We start from the raw sequence: 17,083 nt of genomic DNA on the forward strand, positions 1-17,083 counted from the left end.
TCGTCCTCGTGTGAACGATCCACAGGACACGTACCCCGCAGGAGCCCGTCATGGCCTACCCCCTGGTCTCGCACACCGGTGACGACCGCGTCGCCCCGAGCCCGCGCTTCCCCGCCATCGAGGAGGCCGTGCTCGACTACTGGAAGGTCGACGGGACCTTCGAGGCCTCGGTCGAGCAGCGCGACGCCGGCCCGACGGGCGAGAACGAGTTCGTCTTCTACGACGGCCCGCCGTTCGCCAACGGGCTGCCGCACTACGGCCACCTGCTCACCGGGTACGTCAAGGACATCGTCCCGCGCTTCCAGACCATGCGCGGCAAGAAGGTCGAGCGCCGCTTCGGGTGGGACACCCACGGCCTGCCCGCCGAGCTCGAGGCGATGCGCCTCAACGGCATCAAGACCACCGACGAGATCGTCGAGATGGGCATCGACAAGTTCAACGACGCCTGCCGCGCCTCGGTGCTGAAGTACTCCGGCGAGTGGCAGGAGTACGTCACCCGCCAGGCGCGCTGGGTCGACTTCGACAACGACTACAAGACCATGAACCCCGAGTTCATGGAGTCGGTCGTGTGGGCCTTCAAGGAGCTCTACGACAAGGGCTGGATCTACGAGGGGTTCCGCGTCCTTCCGTACTGCTGGAAGGACGAGACGCCGCTGTCCAACCACGAGCTGCGGATGGACGACGACGTCTACAAGAGCCGTCAGGACCCCGCGGTCACCGTCGGATTCACCCTCGACGACACCGGCGCCGACCCCGTGCTCGACGGTGCGCGGATCCTGATCTGGACCACCACGCCCTGGACCCTGCCCTCCAACCTGGCCGTCATGGTCGGCTCCGAGATCGACTACGTCGTCGTCGAGGCCCCGGTGCCCGGCGCCGAGGGCGTGACGGCGCGCTACGTGCTCGCCGAGGCGCTGCTGGGCAAGTACAAGAAGGAGCTGGCAGACGCCGACGGCGAGTTCGCGGTGCTGGGCACGTACAAGGGCGCCGACCTGGTCGGCCGCACGTACACGCCGCCCTTCTCCTACTACGCCGGCCACGAGAACGCCTTCCGCGTCGTCGCCGCCGACGACGCGGTCACGACGACCGACGGTACGGGTGTGGTGCACACCGCCGGCGCGTTCGGTGAGGTCGACAAGGAGGTCACCGACCGCGAGGGCATCGAGGCCGTCATGCCCGTGGGCAAGGACGGCACGTTCACCTTCCCCGTCTCCGAGTACGCCGGGATGCTCGTCTTCGACGCCAACCTGCACGTCATCGACCACCTCAAGGCCGCGACCCGCGCCGCGGGGGCAGGCTCGGGTGAGCACGACGGTGACACCGGCTCGGTCTCGCCGGGCACGGTGCTGCTGCGCCGCGAGACGTACGAGCACTCGTACCCGCACTGCTGGCGCTGCCGCGAGCCCCTGATCTACAAGGGCGTCTCGTCGTGGTTCGTCGAGGTGACGGCGTTCAAGGACCAGATGCTCGAGAACAACGAGCAGATCAACTGGGTGCCCGACCACATCAAGCACGGGCAGTTCGGCAAGTGGCTGGCCAACGCGCGCGACTGGTCGATCACCCGCAACCGCTTCTGGGGCTCCCCGGTCCCGGTGTGGAAGTCGGACTCCGAGGAGTACCCGCGCCTGGACGTGTACGGCTCGTTCGCCGAGATCGAGCGCGACTTCGGCCGGCTGCCGCTCAACGCCGCAGGCGAGCCGGACCTGCACCGCCCGTGGGTCGACGAGCTGACCCGTCCCAACCCCGACGACCCGACCGGGCAGTCCACGATGCGCCGCGTCACCGACGTCCTGGACGTGTGGTTCGACTCGGGCTCGATGTCGTTCGCCCAGAACCACTACCCGTTCGAGAACCGCGACTGGTTCGACGGGACGGCGGACAAGAAGGGCCACTTCCCGGGCGACTTCATCGTCGAGTACATCGGCCAGACCCGCGGCTGGTTCTACACCCTGCACGTGCTGGCCACCGGCGTCTTCGGCAAGCCTGCCTTCAAGAACTGCATCAGTCACGGCATCGTGCTGGGCAGCGACGGACAGAAGATGTCGAAGTCGCTGCGCAACTACCCCGACGTCTCCGAGGTCTTCGACCGCGACGGCGCCGACGCGATGCGCTGGTTCCTCATGTCGAGCCCGATCCTGCGCGGCGGCAACCTGGTCGTCACCGAGCAGGGCATCCGTGACTCGGTGCGCCAGGTCCTGATCCCGCTGTGGAACACCTGGTACTTCTTCCAGATGTACGCCAACGCGGCCGGCTACTCCGCGGCCAAGCGCACCGAGGCGGACCAGTCGGCGCACCCGATGGACCGCTACCTGCTGGCCAAGACGCGCGAGTTCGTGGCGACCTCCACCGAGCAGCAGGAGGCGTTCGACATCGCGGGTGCCTGCGAGAGCGCCCGGTCGTTCCTCGACGTGCTCACGAACTGGTACGTGCGCCGTTCGCGCGAGCGCTTCTGGGCCCAGGGCGTCACCGACGGCAACGTCGAGCAGGCCACCAAGGACGCCTTCGACACCCTGTACACGGTGCTGGAGACCACGCTGCGCGTGGTCGCCCCGCTGCTGCCGCTGGTCAGCGAGGAGATCTGGCGCGGTCTGACCGGTGGCCGCTCGGTGCACCTGACCGACTGGCCCTCGCTCGACGAGCTGCCCGCGGACGCCGACCTGGTGGCCCGCATGGACCTCGTGCGCGACGTGTGCTCGGCGGGCTCCGCCCTGCGCAAGGGCGCGAACCTGCGCAACCGTCTGCCGCTCAGCGCGCTGACGGTCGTCGCCGACGGCGCGTCGGTGACCGGGTTCGAGGACCTCGTCGCCGACGAGCTCAACCTCAAGGCGGTGCGCGTCGTGGCGCCCGGCAGCGACGAGGCGGCGGCGTACGCGGTAGAGCAGAAGCTCAGCGTCAACGCACGCGCGGCCGGCCCGCGCCTGGGCAAGGACGTCCAGATCGCCATCAAGGGCGCCAAGACCGGCGACTGGTCGGTCGCGGCCGACGGCACCGTCACCTCGGGAGGGCTCGCCCTCGTCGAGGGGGAGTACACGCTCGAGACGGTGGCCGGCGCGGCCGACGGCGGGACCGTGACGGGCATGTTGCCCGGAGGTGGGTTCGTCGTCCTCGACACGGTCGTGACCGCCGAGCTCGCTGCCGAGGGCCTGGCCCGCGACGTGGTGCGTGCGGTGCAGCAGGCCCGCAAGGACGCCGGCCTCGACGTGTCCGACAAGATCGAGCTCACCCTCGACGGCGACGACGAGGTCCGCGCTGCCGCCACCGCCCACGCGGACCTGATCGCCGGCGAGACCCAGGCCACGACCCTCGAGGTCGCGGAGCTGGGCGACGGCGCGACCGAGGCTGCGGTCGGGGACGGTGCGACGGCACGCTTGAGCCTGCGCAAGGCCTGAGCGTCCGGACGGGGGAGAGGGACGTGGCAGTGGCACCCGGGCACGCCCGCAGCGCCGCAGAGGGTCTGGACGACGCGACGCTGGCGCTGATCGAGACGGAGATGGAGGGCGACGGCGTCTGGGTCGACCCCACCTTCGCGCGCGAGCACGGGATCGGGGCGGCCGAGGAGTCGGCGCTCGAGCAGATCGTCGCCGACTCCGACACCGCTGACCTGCGGGTGGTCCTGACCACCGTCCGCTACGACGACGACCGGTTCTCCTCCACCGACCAGCTCGCCGCCTGGATGCAGGACGACCTGGGCGGGGACGCCACGTGGGTGATGTGGGACGACGACGGCGTCGCGCTGGCCGTCTTCGGCGACCAGCCGGACCCCGGCTGGGTCGACCAGATGGCGGCCCACGAGCACCCCGGTGACGTGGTGGCCCAGGTCGGGCGCAGCGTCGAGCTGCTGGAGTCGGGCGAGGCGCAGGACCTGTGGTACTCGCTGTCCACCGAGGAGAAGTACCCCGAGCTCGACGACGCCTCCGGCGACGGGCTGCCCACCTGGGCGGTGGTGGGCGGGATCGTCGCGCTCATCGTCGTGGGCTGGTTCGTGCTGTCGTGGTTCAACTTCCTCCGCGAGAAGCGGGTCGCCGCGTCGGCGCTGAGGGGCGGGTTCACGCTGCCGACGGCGGTGCTCCGCGGTGTCCGCGAGGCCGAGGACCGTCAGACGCTCCAGACCGCCGAGCGCGAGGTGCTCGCCCTGGGCGAGGCGATCGCCGCGGCCCCGCAGTCCGAGCGGGGCCGGGTGGAGTCGTGGCAGGCAGCGCTGGACCACTACGCCGCGGCGCGCAGCGTCCTCGACCAGGGGACGTCGCCGGCGGACGTGGTCGGCGCCCTCGTGCTCGCCCGTCGTGGCGAGGACGCGCGGCGGACCGCGCTGTCGGGGCGCAAGGAGGTGTGGACCCCGCCCGCCACCTGCTTCTTCAACCCGCTGCACACCGGACGGATGACGAAGGTGACCTGGCGCACCGGCAAGGTCACCGCGTCGGTGGACGCCTGCCGCGCGTGCGCAGCGCCCGCGGAGCGTGGGGACGAGCCGCGCGACGTGCTGGACTTCATCCACCGCGACGCCACCGAGCACTACTACCGGCTGCCGCTGGGCGTGTGGAGCGAGACCGGGTACGGCGCGTTGGACCCGGACCTGCTGGGCGCGCTGGTGCGCAGCGCCGGCAAGCGCGGCCGTACGCGCCGAGGGGCCTGAGGTGCTGGCCGCCGAGCCCGTGGACGTCGACACCGTCGTGGCGGCGCTGCGCGAGGACCACGTCGTGGTCGACCTGGCCGCCGGTGCGGGGGAGTCGCAGAAGTACCACGACCGCCTCGTCGAGCTCGTGCGCGAGCTGCCGTTCGACGTGTACGTCGCCATGGTCGAGCGCCCTGAGGAGCTGGCCCACTTCGACTCGGGCGAGGCCGGCGAGGCGCTGACCACCCTGCTGCAGCGGCGCCTGGGCGGCGACGCCGTCTACGTGGTGGCGACCGGGGACCACTTCTCCCCGCGGGTCTCCACCCGGGGGCTCGGCGTGGACGAGGACGAGGTGTACCTGGCCCTCGCGGGCGCCGTGGACACGGTGCAGGCGCGTACAGAGGATCTCGCCGGCGAGCACGTCTACCTGCCCGAGCCGGTCGAGGCGGAGGCCCAGGTGCGTGCGCTGGACGACGCGGTGAGGCAGCTGCGCTCGGGCAGGGAGTGGGACGAGCTGGACCCGCTCCTGACCGAGGAGGAGGTGGACACCCTCGCCGCGGAGGCGACCGTGCTGGCCTCGGCCGCCTGGTGGCGTCCCTCGCGCGGTGACCGCGGCGAGTACCGCCCGGCCTCGAAGGGGGCCGCCGTCGCCATCGGCGGTGTCCTCGCACTCGTGGTCGGGCTGCTGCTGGGCCAGTCGCTCGCCGGGTGGCCACGTGGAAGGTCCGCCCCGGCAGGGACCTCGGCCCGGCGCACACGCCGGGGGACGTACACGCCGCTGCGCCCGGTGGTGGCGCGCGGTCGGGCCGAGCGTGCGGTGCGCCACCTGCGTCGTGCCCTGGAGCGCGACGCCACCAAGCCGGTGCTCGACCACGACCTGGACGCGCGGGCGCTGCTCGCCCTCAGCCTCGCCGACCGCCTGCTCGAGGACGAGCACGCGGACGCCGACCTGGTGGGTGCCGAGATCCTGGCGCACGTGGGCCTGCGCGGTCACCAGATGGCGTTGAGCGGGCGGGGCAAGGTGTACCGCCCCTGCTTCTTCGACCCCCGCCACGGTGAGGCGACCGCGAGCCGGGCGTGGCGCTACGGGTCCGGTGACGTCGACGTACCCGTCTGCAAGGCGTGCCTCGGTCACCTCGACCGCGGCGCCGGCCCCGAGCACCTCGTGCTTCCCGGTGCGCGCGAGGACGAGCCGTACTGGAAGGGCTCGGACGTGTGGGCCAGGACCGGGTACGGCGCCCTGTCGGCCGACCTGGTCACCGAGGTGTCCGAGGCCCTGCGGAGCCGTTCGTGAGCGCCGCGCGACGCCGGTGGGGGTGGCCCGTCGGACTGCTGGTCGGTGCGATCCTGGGCGGCACGACCGGCACCCTGTACTGGCAGCACGACAGCGCGCGCGCCGCAGCCGACCGGGCCCGCGTGGAGCAGGTCCTGGACGACGACCAGCGCACGCGCACCGAGGGGCTCCCCGCGCCCACCGAGGTGGTGCGCGAGGTGGTCCGGGCATCCCGTGAGCACTCGGTCGTCGTGGCGCCCTCGCTGGCAGACCAGGTGTCCGAGGAGGACCTGGCGCAGGCGCGCTCGCTCCTGTACGCCTCCGAGGTGGAGGGGTTCCTCGCCCTCGCCCCCAAGCCCGACGACGGCCGGCTGGGGTACAACAACAGCAGCTTCTCGGCGATGTGGATGGACGGGGTGCGCCGCGACGGCCACTACGTCGTCCTGTGGACCGACGGCAGGACCGAGTCCGCGGCGCGCGGGATGGACGACGAGTACGTGGACACCGAGCTCTCCCGGGGACAGCCGGGCAAGGCACTGGTCCGCATCGCCGAGCAGATGGCCACCTGGGAGGCCGAGCCGGAGTACGAGGTGGACTGGGAGACCCGCGACGCCCAGGACTACTGGGGCGGTGTCGGAGGAGGAGCCGGGCTGTTCGTCGTCATCGGCGGCTTCCTGGTGCTGCCGCTGTTCCTCGCGCTGCGCTGGGCCGTGTCCCGCCGACGCTGAGGGCCGTGCGGTCAGGTGGGGCCCGGCGGTCACAATGGGCGCATGCCCCTGACGCACAGCGCCGACCTCGACGTCCGTCCCGCCCTCGACCACCTCGACCTCGTCGCCGCCCCCGTGGCGGCCGCGCTGCGCGGCTGGGAGCACGCCGGCGAGGTGGGCGTCTTCGAGATCGACCCGGCGATCGCCGACACGGCCGCCATGTCCGAGGCGCTGGGCGTGCCGATGGAGCACTCGGCCAACTGCGTGGTCGTGGCCGGACGGCGCGACGGTGAGGAGCGGGTGGCGGCCTGCCTCGTGCGCGCCGACACCCGCGCCGACGTCAACGGCGTCGTGAAGCGTCGCCTCGACGTCCGCAAGGCGTCGTTCCTGCCCGTGGAGCGGGCCGTGGAGGAGACCGGGATGGAGTACGGCGGCATCACCCCGGTCGGGCTCCCGGGGTGGCCGGTCCTCGTGGACGCGGCCGTGCTGGAGATCGACACCATCGTCGTCGGCGGGGGTGTGCGCGGCGCCAAGCTGGTGCTGCCCGGTCGGCTCGCCGGCCAGCTTCCTGGTGCCGAGGTGGTCGAGGGGCTGGCCCGCTGACCGGACCAGCCCTCGCGGCCCCAGGTCAGCCGCGCACCTTGCCGGCCAGCCGGTCGAGGTAGCCCAGCACCACCGACTCCTCGGCGTCCGGGACGCCCCAGATGAGCTCGTCCACGCCCGCCTCGGCGTACGCGGCCAGGTCGTCCGGGGACGGCTTGGACGCGATGAGGACGTGCACCGCCGGGCGGCCCTCGCGACCCGCCTCGGACCACGCCTCGTTGAGCCCGGCGATCTTGGCGGGGATGTCCTCGCTGCGCGGGGTGGTCATCCACCCGTCCGCGTTCTCCGCGATCCACCGCATCGTCTTCGGCCCCGCCTCGGCGCCGACGAGCAGCGGGACGTGGGACTGGACCGGCTTGGGGTACGCCCACGAGGCGCCGAACGAGACGAACTCGCCGTCGTAGCTGGCCTCCTCCTGGGTCCACAGGGCGCGCATCGCCTCCACGTACTCGCGCAGGACCGTACGGCGCTTGGCAGGCGGGACGCCGTGGTCGGTGAGCTCGTCGGTGTTCCAGCCGAAGCCGGCGCCGATGGTGACGCGGCCGCCGGAGAGGTGGTCCAGGGTGGCGATCGTCTTGGCCAGGGTGATCGGGTCGTGCTCGACCGGGAGGCAGACGGCGGTGGAGAGCCGGATGGTGGAGGTCACCGCGGCCACGGCCGCGAGGGTGACCCACGGGTCGAGGGTGCGCAGGTAGCGGTCGTCGGGCAGCGACTCGTCGCCGGTGCCGGGGTGGGCGGCGTCGCGGCGTACCGGGATGTGGGTGTGCTCCGGCACGTAGAAGGTGTCGAAGCCGCGCTCCTCGGCGGCCGCGGCGAGGGTGGTGGGCGCGATGCCCCGGTCGCTGGTGAAGAGGACGATTCCATGGCGCATGGGAGCAGGGTAACGAATGCTGGACAGGTGTCCAGTAGTTCTTGCTGGTTGGATGGACCCATGCCCGAACTGGACCTGAGAGCCGACGTCGTCGACCTGACCCGCCAGCTGGTCGACATCGAGTCGGTGAGCCACCACGAGGCCGACCTCGCCGACGCGGTGGAGCGCGAGCTCGCCGCGCTGGGCCACCTCGAGGTGACCCGCCGTGGCAACACCGTGGTTGCCCGCACCCAGCTGGGTCGCGCCGAGCGCGTGGTGCTGGCCGGCCACCTCGACACCGTCCCCGTCAACGACAACCTCCCCTCCCGTCTGGAGGGCGACGTCCTGCACGGCCTGGGCACCTGTGACATGAAGGGTGGCGACGCGGTCATCCTGCGGCTGGCGGCCACGCTGCCCGAGCCCAACCGCGACCTCACCTTCATCCTGTACGAGGCCGAGGAGGTCGCCTCGGTGCACAACGGTCTGCGGCTGCTCACCGAGAGCGACCCCGACCTGGTCCGCGCCGACTTCGCGATCCTCATGGAGCCGAGCAACGCCGGCGTGGAGGCCGGGTGCCAGGGCACGCTGCGCGTGGAGGTCCGTACGCGCGGCGAACGCGCGCACTCGGCGCGCGCGTGGCGCGGGGTCAACGCCATCCACGGTGCCGCCGAGGTCCTCAACCGCCTCGCCGGCTACGAGCCGCGCCGTCCGGTCATCGACGGGCTGACGTACCACGAGGGCCTCAACGCCGTCCGGATCGCCGGCGGGGTCGCGGGGAACGTGGTCCCGGACGAGTGCGTGGTGGAGGTCAACTTCCGTTTCGCCCCGGACCGCGCCGAGGCCGAGGCCGAGGCGTACGTCCGGGAGTTCTTCGAGGGCTTCGAGGTCACCCTGACCGACTCCGCCCCCGGCGCCCTGCCCGGCCTGGACCGACCCGCTGCGAAGGAGTTCGTGGAGGCCGTCGGGGGAGAGGTGGCCCCGAAGTTCGGGTGGACCGACGTGGCCCGCTTCTCCGTGCTCGGTGTGCCGGCGGTCAACTTCGGCCCCGGTGACCCGCTCTACGCCCACAAGGCCGACGAGCACGTGAAGGTCGAGGAGATCCGCTCGTGCGAGCGGGCGCTGCGCGCGTGGTTGGGAGGCCAGTGATGTTCAGGTTCAGGGGACCGGTGCGCGAGCGGACCACTCCGCACGCCAGCACCACCGACCAGCGGCTCCTCGACTCCAGCGGTGGCGCCGACTGGGTGCACACCGACCCGTGGCGGGTGCTCAAGATCCAGGCCGAGTTCGTCGAGGGCTTCGGGTCACTCGCCGAAACCGGGCCCGCGGTGGCCGTCTTCGGCTCGGCCCGCACGCCCACCGACCACCCCGAGTACGCCGCGGGCGTCGAGGTGGGGCGCCAGCTCGCCGAGGCCGGCTTCGCCGTGGTCACCGGCGGAGGCCCGGGCGCGATGGAGGCCGCCAACAAGGGGGCCAGCGAGGCCGGCGGGGTGAGCATCGGCCTGGGCATCGAGCTGCCCTTCGAGAACGGGCTCAACCCGTGGGTCGACACCGGCATCAACTTCCGTTACTTCTTCGTCCGCAAGACCATGTTCGTGAAGTACTCCCAGGGATTCGTGGTGCTCCCCGGCGGCGTCGGGACGTTCGACGAGCTCTTCGAGGCGCTGACACTGGTCCAGACCGAGAAGATCACCCAGTTCCCGATCGTGCTCTTCGGCAGCGCCTACTGGCAGGGCCTGGTCGAGTGGATGCGCGGCACCGTGCTGGCCGGGGGCAAGATCAGCCCGGTCGACGTGGAGCGGCTCGTGGTCACCGACGACCCCGCCGAGGCCGTACGCATCATGGTGGAGGCCCGCGAGGCACGTGCGGGCGCCCCGTCGAGGAACTCGCACCCGTGAACTGGCTGCTGGGCGCCCTGGTCGTCGCCGTGCTCGGCGCGGTCGTCGTCGTCGCCTCGGGCCGTGGTGGCGGGTACCCCGACACGGAGGTGGACCGCCCCGGGCGGCTCCCGCAGGGACCCCTGGGCCCCGCCGACCTGAGGGCCGTACGGTTCAGCGTGACCCTGCGCGGCTACCGGCAGGTCGAGGTGGACGCCCTGCTGGCGCGGCTCGCGGAGCAGTGGGAGGGCGAGGGGCCACGTCCCGACGCCCGCGGCGACGGTGCGGGATCCCCGCCCGTGGAGCCGTAGGGCAGACTGCGCAGCAATGTTCACCTCCGTCGTCACTGTCTGGGTCCTCACCGCCCTCGCCGCCGTGGTCATCGTGGTCACGCGCCTGCGCCTGGGCGGGCGCAACCAGTCCGAGGGTCCGGCCGCGAGCCGCTCGCTCGTCCGGGCGCACCTGGGCGTGGGCGTGGTGACCTGGCTGCTCTGGGTGGTCTTCCTCCTGGCGCCCGAGGACACCCTGCTCGGCTCGCCGGAGCTGGGCATCGTCGCGATCGGCGGGTGGTGGCTCCTGGCAGGCATCGGCCTGTCGCTGCTGGCCCGCTGGCGGCGGCCCCGCGGGCGGCACACCGGTGGGCACGACGGCGCCCCGCTGGCCGGGCTGCTGCTGTCGGTGCTCGGGCACGTCGGCATGCTGCTGGGCGTGCTCCAGTTCACCTACGTGTACCTCGTCGCGGCCGTCTGAACGGTCCATCGCCCCGGCCTCCCGGCCCGCGGCGCGCGGGCGGTCGCGAGGGTGCGCGACCCTCGGGGCGAGGTTGTGGTCCCGATCACAACGCCCATGGGGGATAATGGACCCGCGACACCGGTCGAGGTGGCACCTGCCGCCTCGATCCCGCTTTGTCTGAACCAACCTGCAGGACAGGAAGAGGTATCCCACATGGCTGCCATGAAGCCGCGTACCGGCGATGGACCGCTCGAGGTGACCAAGGAGGGTCGCGGCATCGTGATGCGTGTGCCCCTGGAGGGCGGCGGTCGTCTGGTCGTCGAACTGAACGCCGAGGAGGCTGCTGCTCTCGGTGACGCACTCAAGGGTGTCGTCGGCTGATCGTGGCTTCCCGCACGCACCGTGCCCCTCGGGGCCTGCCCGACCAGGTGGCGGGCCCCGAGTTCGCACTCAGTCCCCACCTGCCCTCCGATATCGACGGGGTGGCGGTGTGGGCACTGCCGGTGCTTCCCGGTGCCTCCGCCGAGGACCCGGTCCTGCTGGGCCCGGGTGCCGACGAGGCCTCGCAGGCCCTCGACGTCGACCTGCTCGCCGCCGCTGAGGCGCTGGGCGCCACCGGCAAGGTCGGTGAGGTCCTGCTGGTCCCCGTGTCCGGCCGGGCCGACCTGGTCCTCCTGGTGGGTGTCGGCGAGGCCGACGCCACCTCCTTGCGTCGTGCCGGGGCCGCCCTGGCCCGTGCGACCAAGGACCGCGACGCCGTCGTGACCACGCTGGCCGCCCTCGGCGACGAGGACGGCCTCGAGGCGTTCGTCGTCGGCACGGTGCTGGGCTCCTTCGAGTTCCACTGGCGCTCCCAGGGGCCCAAGGCCCGACCGGTCGGTCGGGTCGTCCTCGCCGACGTCGGCGGCGACCAGGACGACGAGTCGTACGACGCCGCACTGGCGCGTGGTCTCGCCGTCGGCCGCGCCGCCTGGCGCTCACGCGCCCTGGCGACCGTGCCGTCCAACCTGAAGAACCCGGAGTGGATGGCCGAGCAGGCCCGGCAGCTCGCCGACGAGGCGGGTCTGGAGGTCCGGGTCTGGGACGAGGCCCAGTTGGCGGAGGAGGGCTTCGGCGGCATCCTGGCCGTCGGTGCCGCGTCCGCCACCCCGCCGCGGCTGGTGCGTCTCGACTACGCGCCTGCCGGGGCCACCGCCTCGACGCCGACCGTCGCCCTGGTCGGCAAGGGCATCACGTTCGACACCGGTGGTCTGGACATCAAGCCGCCGGACAGCATGCTCACGATGAAGCGCGACATGAGCGGTTCGGCCGCCGTGCTGGCCACCATGGGTGCGCTGGCCGAGGTCGGTTGCCCGGTGCGGGTGGTGGGCCTCCTGCCGCTCGCCGAGAACGCTGTCTCGGGCTCCGCGATGCGCCCCGGCGACGTGATCACCCACTTCGGCGGGCGCACCTCCGAGGTCAACAACACCGACGCCGAGGGCCGGCTGGTCCTGGCCGACGCCATGGCGTACGCGGTGGCCGAGGTCGACCCGGACGTGCTCGTCGACGTCGCGACGCTGACCGGCGCCATGAAGGTCGCGCTCGGCCTGCACACGGCCGGCTACTTCGCCACCGACGACGCGCTGGCCACCCAGGTCGAGCGGGCGGCGCGGGCGTCGGGCGAGAACGTCTGGCGGATGCCGCTGGCCGCGGAGTACCAGGAGCGGACCGCCTCCAAGATCGCCGACGTCGACAACGCCGCGGGAGGCCCGGGCGCGATCACCGCCGCGCTGTTCCTGCAGCCGTTCGCCGGCGGCAAGCCCTGGGTGCACGTCGACTTCGCCTCGGTCGCCGAGGCTGTCGCCGACCGCCACGAGCTCACCGCGGGACCGACCGGCTTCGGCGCCCGTCTGCTGCTGTCGTGGCTCGGTTCCGAGACCCCACTCGAAGGAGTCAAGTGATGCAGGGTCTGTCCGTGCGCTGGTCGTTGGAGGGCGTCGACGACGCCATCAACCGTCAGCTCGCCGAGTACGTCGCCACCGCCTCCCATGCCAAGTTCACTGGGATGGCCGGCCTGCGCTTCAAGACCTGGCGGCTCTCGCCGGGGCACTGGATGGAGGGCACGTACGTCTTCGCTTCCGACGCCGCGCGAGCCGAGTTCCAGACCACGTTCGAGGCGGGCGCGGCCGACGCGCCCATCTCGCAGCTGGTGGGCGCCCCGCCCGCGCTGATCGAGGCGCACGAGGTGCTGGCCGTCGCCGAGGGCTGGGAGGGGTTCACCACGGACCCCGACCACGCCGGCCTGGCCGGCGACTGAGCCGCCCACCCCTGACGACGACGAGGCCCCTCCACCGATCGGTGGAGGGGCCTCGTCACAGAATCGGGAGGGTCACTCGTCGGGCGCCCACACCTTGCGGGCGGCCAGCATGCCGTCGCCCACCGGCAGGAGCACCGGGACGAGGGCCTCGTTGGCCAGGACCTCCTTGCCCAGGTCGCGGATCGCGACGGTCTCGGCGTCACGCTGCGCCGGGTCGGCCACGCGGTCGTGCCACAGGGCGTTGTCGAACACCACCACGCCGCCGGGCCGCAGCAGGCGCAGGGCCTCCTTGAGGTAGGCCGAGTACTCGCGCTTGTCACCGTCGCAGAAGACGATGTCGTAGTGGCCGTCGGTCAGGCGGGGGAGGACGTCGAGCCCGGCGCCGGCGATCGTGCGGGCCCGGTTGGCCGGGATCCCGTCCTCGGCGAAGGTCTCCTTCGCGAGGCGCTGGTGCTCGGCCTCGATGTCGACGGTCGTCAGCACGCCGTCGGACCGCATGCCGCGCAGCAGCCACAGGCCCGAGACCCCGGTGCCCGTGCCGACCTCGACCACGGCACGCGCGTCGAGGACGGAGGCCAGGAAGCGCAGGGCGGCGCCGGCGCCGGGGCTGATCGGCACCACGCCGACCTCCTCGGAACGGGCCCGTGCGGCGCTGAGCACCTCGTCCTCGGGAACGAACTGCTCGGAATAGGTCCAGCTCGCCGAGCTGATCGGGGAAGTGATGGTGTCCTCCTGGGTCCAGACGTCTGGGACGACTCTAGCGCCTGACAACCCGCACGGCAGGCGACGCAGCAGGCTGCGGGGACGGGGCGGGAACACGGGGCTGGGAACACGGGACGGGCCAGGATCGTTGGGCAGGACAGGAACGGGGTCCCCGTCGGGGTCCTGTCGGATTCACAGGGTCCTCTCAGGCCCACGTCGTACGGTCAGGAGCACACACTGTTCGGTTCAGGCAAAGCGTCCGGCAAGGGGGATCGCGTGCAGCAGGCACCCGGGGACGTCCCCAGCTGGGAAGAGATCGTCGAGAAGCACTCCGACCGCGTCTTCCGGCTCGCGTTCCGACTGACCGGCGACCGCCACGACGCCGAGGACCTCACCCAGGAGGTCTTCGTCCGTGTGTTCCGCTCCCTCGACCGGTACACGCCCGGCACGTTCGAGGGCTGGCTGCACCGCATCACCACGAACCTCTTCCTCGACGGTGCGCGCCGCAAGCAGCGGATCCGCTTCGACGCCCTGAGCGACGAGCGCGCCGCTCGCCTGACAAGCAGCACGCCCGCTCCCGAGGTCGCCTTCACCGAGCAGCAGTTCGACGCCGACGTCGAGGCGGCGCTCGCGACGCTCCCGCCAGACTTCCGGGCCGCGGTCGTGCTGTGCGACGTCGAGGGCCTCACGTACGAGGAGGTGGCCGACGTGCTCGGCGCCAAGCTCGGCACGGTGCGCTCGCGCATCTCGCGGGGACGCGCCATGCTGCGGGAGTCCCTCGCCCACCGGGCCCCGGCTCCGGGCCGCGAACGGTACTCGGGGCCCCTCGTCTCCTCCACCCTGCAGGGGTCGTGATGGTGCACCTCGGCGCACGCGTCAGCGCCCTCCTCGACGGGCGGCTCCCGGCCGCGGAGGCGGAGCGCTGCTGGGCGCACGTCCAGACCTGCCCCAGCTGCCGGGACCTCGTCGAGCGCGAGGGGTGGCTCAAGCGTCAGCTGGCCGGTCTCTCGTCCTCGGGGACGAACGTCTCGGACCGACTGATGGACCAGCTCCGTGCGACCGCCTCGTCCGCTCCGGCTCCTGCCGCGTGCGCCCACAAGCCGTGGTCGCGCGGGATGGTCGCGGTCGGAGGATCGGCACTCGGCGTGGCGGTTCTCGGAGCCGTGGCCCTGGGCAGCGGGGCGCCGATCAGCAGGGGGCCGACGGCGTCCCTGGGCGACACCTCCCCGGCGCAGACCAGCCCGCAGCCCGTCACGGACTCCGGCCGCGCCGCTCCGCCCGGGTCGACGCAGGCCGCGCCGCCCCGTCGCCGTGGCGGCGCCGGCGTCACCCCGGTCGCGGTGCTCAGCAGCCTGACCTCGGCCGAGGTGGTCGAGCTGGTGGTCACGATGAGCATGAGCTCCCGCACCCTTCCGACGGCCTCCACGCAGGCCGGTGATCCGGTCCGGGGGACAATGGCCCCGTGAGCACTCCGCACGGCAGCGACGAGGAACCGACCCAGCCCTTGGGTGGCTGGGACGCCGAACGTGCCCGCGAGGCAGCGGCGCCCGAGGCTGACGCCCCTGATGCAGCGGCACCTGAGGGAGCAGCACCCGAGGCAGCGGCTCCCGAGGTGGCGGAGCCCGACACGTCGGGCCCCGAGCCGACCCGCAGGCTCGACGTGGGCCCCGCCCAGCCGGGCCCCGCCGCCGCTCCGGCCCCTGCCCCGGCGCCCGGCCGTCAACCCGGTCCGTACCCCGGCCCCTCCTGGGGCCCGGGGCAGCCCACGGGGCGGCCCTCCCCGTACGCCACACCCGCCCCCGGCCCGTACACCCCCCGGCCGGGCGCCGCTCCGGGCGCACCACTGTGGACGGGCGCCCCTGCCGCGCCTCCGGCGGCCAAGGCCCCCTCGCTGCCGCTGACCGTGTGGGTCGGGGTGGGCGTGCTGGCACTCCTGCTCGGCGCGCTCGGGGGCGTGCTGGGTGCGGTGGCGGTCCGGGCGGGTGAGGACGGCAACGGCGGCTCCTCCTCGGACGGACTCTCGAGCCAGCCCACCCGCACAGCGCCACCCCTGACGGGTGACAACTCCTCGGTCGAGGCGGTGGCCGACGCGCTCCTCCCGAGCACCGTGCAGATCCTCGCCGGCACCGACGCCGGGTCGGGAGCGACCGGGTCCGGGTTCGTCATCGACACCTCCGGCCACATCGTCACCAACAACCACGTCGTCGCCTCGGTCGCGGACGGCTCGGGCGACCTCGTGGTCCTCACCCACGACGGTGGTCGGCTGGATGCGGAGATCGTGGGGCGCAGCCCCGTGTACGACCTCGCCCTGCTGCAGGTCGACGGCGGGGACCAGCTCGAGCCGGCCTCCCTCGGCGAGTCCAGCTCGGTGCGCGTCGGTCAGCCCGTGGTTGCCTTCGGGGCCCCGCTGGGGCTCAGCCAGACCGTCACCAGCGGCATCGTGAGCGCGCTCAACCGTCCGGTGACCACCGGCGACTCGGCCAACGTCTCCTCGTACATCAACGCCGTCCAGACCGATGCGGCGATCAACCCCGGCAACTCCGGCGGCCCGCTGGTCAACCTCGCCGGCGAGGTCGTCGGTGTGAACTCCGCGATCGCCACCACCGGCAGCGGCGGCGAGAGCGGCAACATCGGCGTCGGCTTCGCGATCCCGATCTCCCAGGTCCGCACGACCGTCGACCAGATCCTCCGTACGGGGGAGGCCCAGTACCCGGTGATCGGCGCGCAGGTCGATGTGCGGGGCACGGACGGGCTCGGCGCCGAGCTCACCGAGGTCGGCCGGGACTCGCCGGCCTACGCGGGTGGTCTGCGCACCGGGGACGTCGTGACCGCCGTGGCCGAGCAGCGCGTGGGCGACGGCATCGCCATGATCGTGGCCATCCGCACCCACCGGCCCGGCGACGAGGTCGAGTTCACGTTCACCCGGGACGACGAGGAGCGCACCGCGACGGTGCGGCTGAACGGCGAGGTGGGCTGACCCGCGGGCTGGACCAGTGGTCCTCAGTCGACCTCGGCCTCGACGAACGGGTGCGTGTCGACGAAGGCCTTCGTCTCGGCGTACATGCGCTGGATGTAGGCCTCGAGCTGCTCCGCCTCCACCCGCCACTGGCCCCTTCCGCCGATCTTGATCGCCGGCAGGTCACCGCGGCGGACCAGCGCGTACACCTGGGCGCTGGAGGTGTTGAGCACCTCAGCCACGTCGGTGAGGGTGAGGAAGCGGGGGGCAGGGGACATGGGGCCATGGTGCCACCCGGACCAGTCCAGTGCTGGTGATGAGGGGGTGCCCTGTGGACAGGGCCCCCGGTGGCGTCGGGCGGCGGCATGATGTGGCCGTGTCTCGGAAACCAGTGTCGTTCGACGTGCCCACAGCCACCCGCGCCCGCGCCCCGGGGTGGCGCGACCCACGCCTGTGGGTGGGGGTGGTGCTGGTGGCG

At 72.6% G+C, this 17,083-nt stretch carries 18 protein-coding genes; 15 read left to right on the forward strand and 3 right to left on the reverse strand.

Features of this window, described 5'->3' with window-relative positions; all coding sequences use genetic code 11:
* The first annotated feature begins 50 nt into the window (after positions 1-50).
* From ileS to ACI379_RS10390, 5 genes are read left to right on the forward strand one after another with little or no spacing between them, the layout of a single operon-like run.
* A complete protein-coding gene (gene ileS / locus ACI379_RS10370) occupies positions 51-3,389 on the forward strand; it encodes an isoleucine--tRNA ligase (protein WP_439792004.1) in 3,339 nt (1,112 codons plus the stop codon).
* Between the two features lie 23 nt (positions 3,390-3,412).
* Positions 3,413-4,633 (forward strand): hypothetical protein, encoded by a 1,221-nt coding sequence (locus tag ACI379_RS10375; RefSeq protein ID WP_439792005.1) that lies wholly within the window; start codon positions 3,413-3,415, stop codon positions 4,631-4,633.
* Position 4,634: 1 nt separating this feature from the next.
* Positions 4,635-5,906, forward strand: coding sequence for a hypothetical protein (locus tag ACI379_RS10380; protein ID WP_439792006.1), 1,272 nt, complete (start codon positions 4,635-4,637; stop codon positions 5,904-5,906).
* Positions 5,903-6,613 carry a hypothetical protein gene (locus ACI379_RS10385; RefSeq protein ID WP_439792007.1) on the forward strand — a complete coding sequence of 237 codons (711 nt, stop codon included), beginning with the start codon at positions 5,903-5,905 and terminating at the stop codon, positions 6,611-6,613. Before ACI379_RS10380 ends, ACI379_RS10385 begins: the two co-directional genes overlap by 4 nt.
* Positions 6,614-6,655: 42 nt before the next feature.
* Positions 6,656-7,195: a YbaK/EbsC family protein gene (locus ACI379_RS10390; protein ID WP_439792008.1), complete on the forward strand. Its 540-nt coding sequence runs from the start codon at positions 6,656-6,658 to the stop codon at positions 7,193-7,195.
* A 25-nt stretch (positions 7,196-7,220) separates the two neighbouring features.
* On the opposite strand, the gene ACI379_RS10395 is transcribed toward ACI379_RS10390, so the two are convergent.
* Positions 7,221-8,066, reverse strand: coding sequence for an LLM class F420-dependent oxidoreductase (locus ACI379_RS10395; protein WP_439792009.1), 846 nt, complete (start codon positions 8,064-8,066; stop codon positions 7,221-7,223).
* Positions 8,067-8,126: 60 nt separating this feature from the next.
* Here ACI379_RS10395 and dapE point away from each other — a divergent pair, with 60 nt between their 5' ends.
* The 7 genes from dapE (at position 8,127) to ACI379_RS10430 (ending at position 12,947) form a co-directional block, all read left to right on the forward strand.
* The gene (gene dapE / locus ACI379_RS10400) at positions 8,127-9,191 is read left to right on the forward strand and encodes a succinyl-diaminopimelate desuccinylase (protein ID WP_439792010.1); all 1,065 of its coding nucleotides are present in this window, start codon (positions 8,127-8,129) and stop codon (positions 9,189-9,191) included.
* A complete protein-coding gene (locus tag ACI379_RS10405) occupies positions 9,191-9,940 on the forward strand; it encodes a TIGR00730 family Rossman fold protein (RefSeq protein WP_439792011.1) in 750 nt (249 codons plus the stop codon). Before dapE ends, ACI379_RS10405 begins: the two co-directional genes overlap by 1 nt.
* On the forward strand, positions 9,937-10,230 hold the full coding sequence (locus tag ACI379_RS10410; RefSeq protein WP_439792012.1) for a DivIVA domain-containing protein: 294 nt from the start codon (positions 9,937-9,939) through the stop codon (positions 10,228-10,230). Before ACI379_RS10405 ends, ACI379_RS10410 begins: the two co-directional genes overlap by 4 nt.
* A gap of 16 nt (positions 10,231-10,246) precedes the next feature.
* The gene (locus ACI379_RS10415) at positions 10,247-10,669 is read left to right on the forward strand and encodes a hypothetical protein (protein WP_439792013.1); all 423 of its coding nucleotides are present in this window, start codon (positions 10,247-10,249) and stop codon (positions 10,667-10,669) included.
* Positions 10,670-10,864: 195 nt separating this feature from the next.
* Positions 10,865-11,032: a DUF3117 domain-containing protein gene (locus ACI379_RS10420; protein ID WP_439792014.1), complete on the forward strand. Its 168-nt coding sequence runs from the start codon at positions 10,865-10,867 to the stop codon at positions 11,030-11,032.
* A gap of 107 nt (positions 11,033-11,139) precedes the next feature.
* Positions 11,140-12,591, forward strand: a complete 1,452-nt coding sequence (locus ACI379_RS10425) for a leucyl aminopeptidase (protein WP_439792015.1) — start codon at positions 11,140-11,142, stop codon at positions 12,589-12,591.
* Entirely contained in the window at positions 12,591-12,947 is a 357-nt protein-coding gene (locus ACI379_RS10430) for a hypothetical protein (RefSeq protein ID WP_439792016.1), read from the forward strand. Before ACI379_RS10425 ends, ACI379_RS10430 begins: the two co-directional genes overlap by 1 nt.
* A 72-nt stretch (positions 12,948-13,019) precedes the next feature.
* On the opposite strand, the gene ACI379_RS10435 is transcribed toward ACI379_RS10430, so the two are convergent.
* A complete protein-coding gene (locus tag ACI379_RS10435) occupies positions 13,020-13,766 on the reverse strand; it encodes an O-methyltransferase (protein ID WP_439792017.1) in 747 nt (248 codons plus the stop codon).
* 159 nt (positions 13,767-13,925) lie between these two features.
* On the opposite strand from ACI379_RS10435, the gene sigE reads away from it, so the two are divergent.
* From sigE to ACI379_RS10450, 3 genes are read left to right on the forward strand one after another with little or no spacing between them, the layout of a single operon-like run.
* Positions 13,926-14,504: an RNA polymerase sigma factor SigE gene (sigE, locus tag ACI379_RS10440; RefSeq protein WP_439792018.1), complete on the forward strand. Its 579-nt coding sequence runs from the start codon at positions 13,926-13,928 to the stop codon at positions 14,502-14,504.
* The gene (locus ACI379_RS10445; protein WP_439792019.1) at positions 14,504-15,115 is read left to right on the forward strand and encodes an anti-sigma factor family protein; all 612 of its coding nucleotides are present in this window, start codon (positions 14,504-14,506) and stop codon (positions 15,113-15,115) included. The genes sigE and ACI379_RS10445 overlap by 1 nt, the downstream gene beginning before the upstream one ends.
* A complete protein-coding gene (locus ACI379_RS10450; protein WP_439792020.1) occupies positions 15,112-16,626 on the forward strand; it encodes a S1C family serine protease in 1,515 nt (504 codons plus the stop codon). The genes ACI379_RS10445 and ACI379_RS10450 overlap by 4 nt, the downstream gene beginning before the upstream one ends.
* Positions 16,627-16,649: 23 nt before the next feature.
* Here the strand turns inward: ACI379_RS10450 and ACI379_RS10455 are convergent, their stop codons facing one another.
* The gene (locus ACI379_RS10455) at positions 16,650-16,883 is read right to left on the reverse strand and encodes a helix-turn-helix domain-containing protein (RefSeq protein WP_439792021.1); all 234 of its coding nucleotides are present in this window, start codon (positions 16,881-16,883) and stop codon (positions 16,650-16,652) included.
* Positions 16,884-17,083 lie beyond the last annotated feature (200 nt).

Source organism: Nocardioides sp., from assembly GCF_051876515.1.
Taxonomy (GTDB): Bacteria; Actinomycetota; Actinomycetes; order Propionibacteriales; family Nocardioidaceae; genus Nocardioides.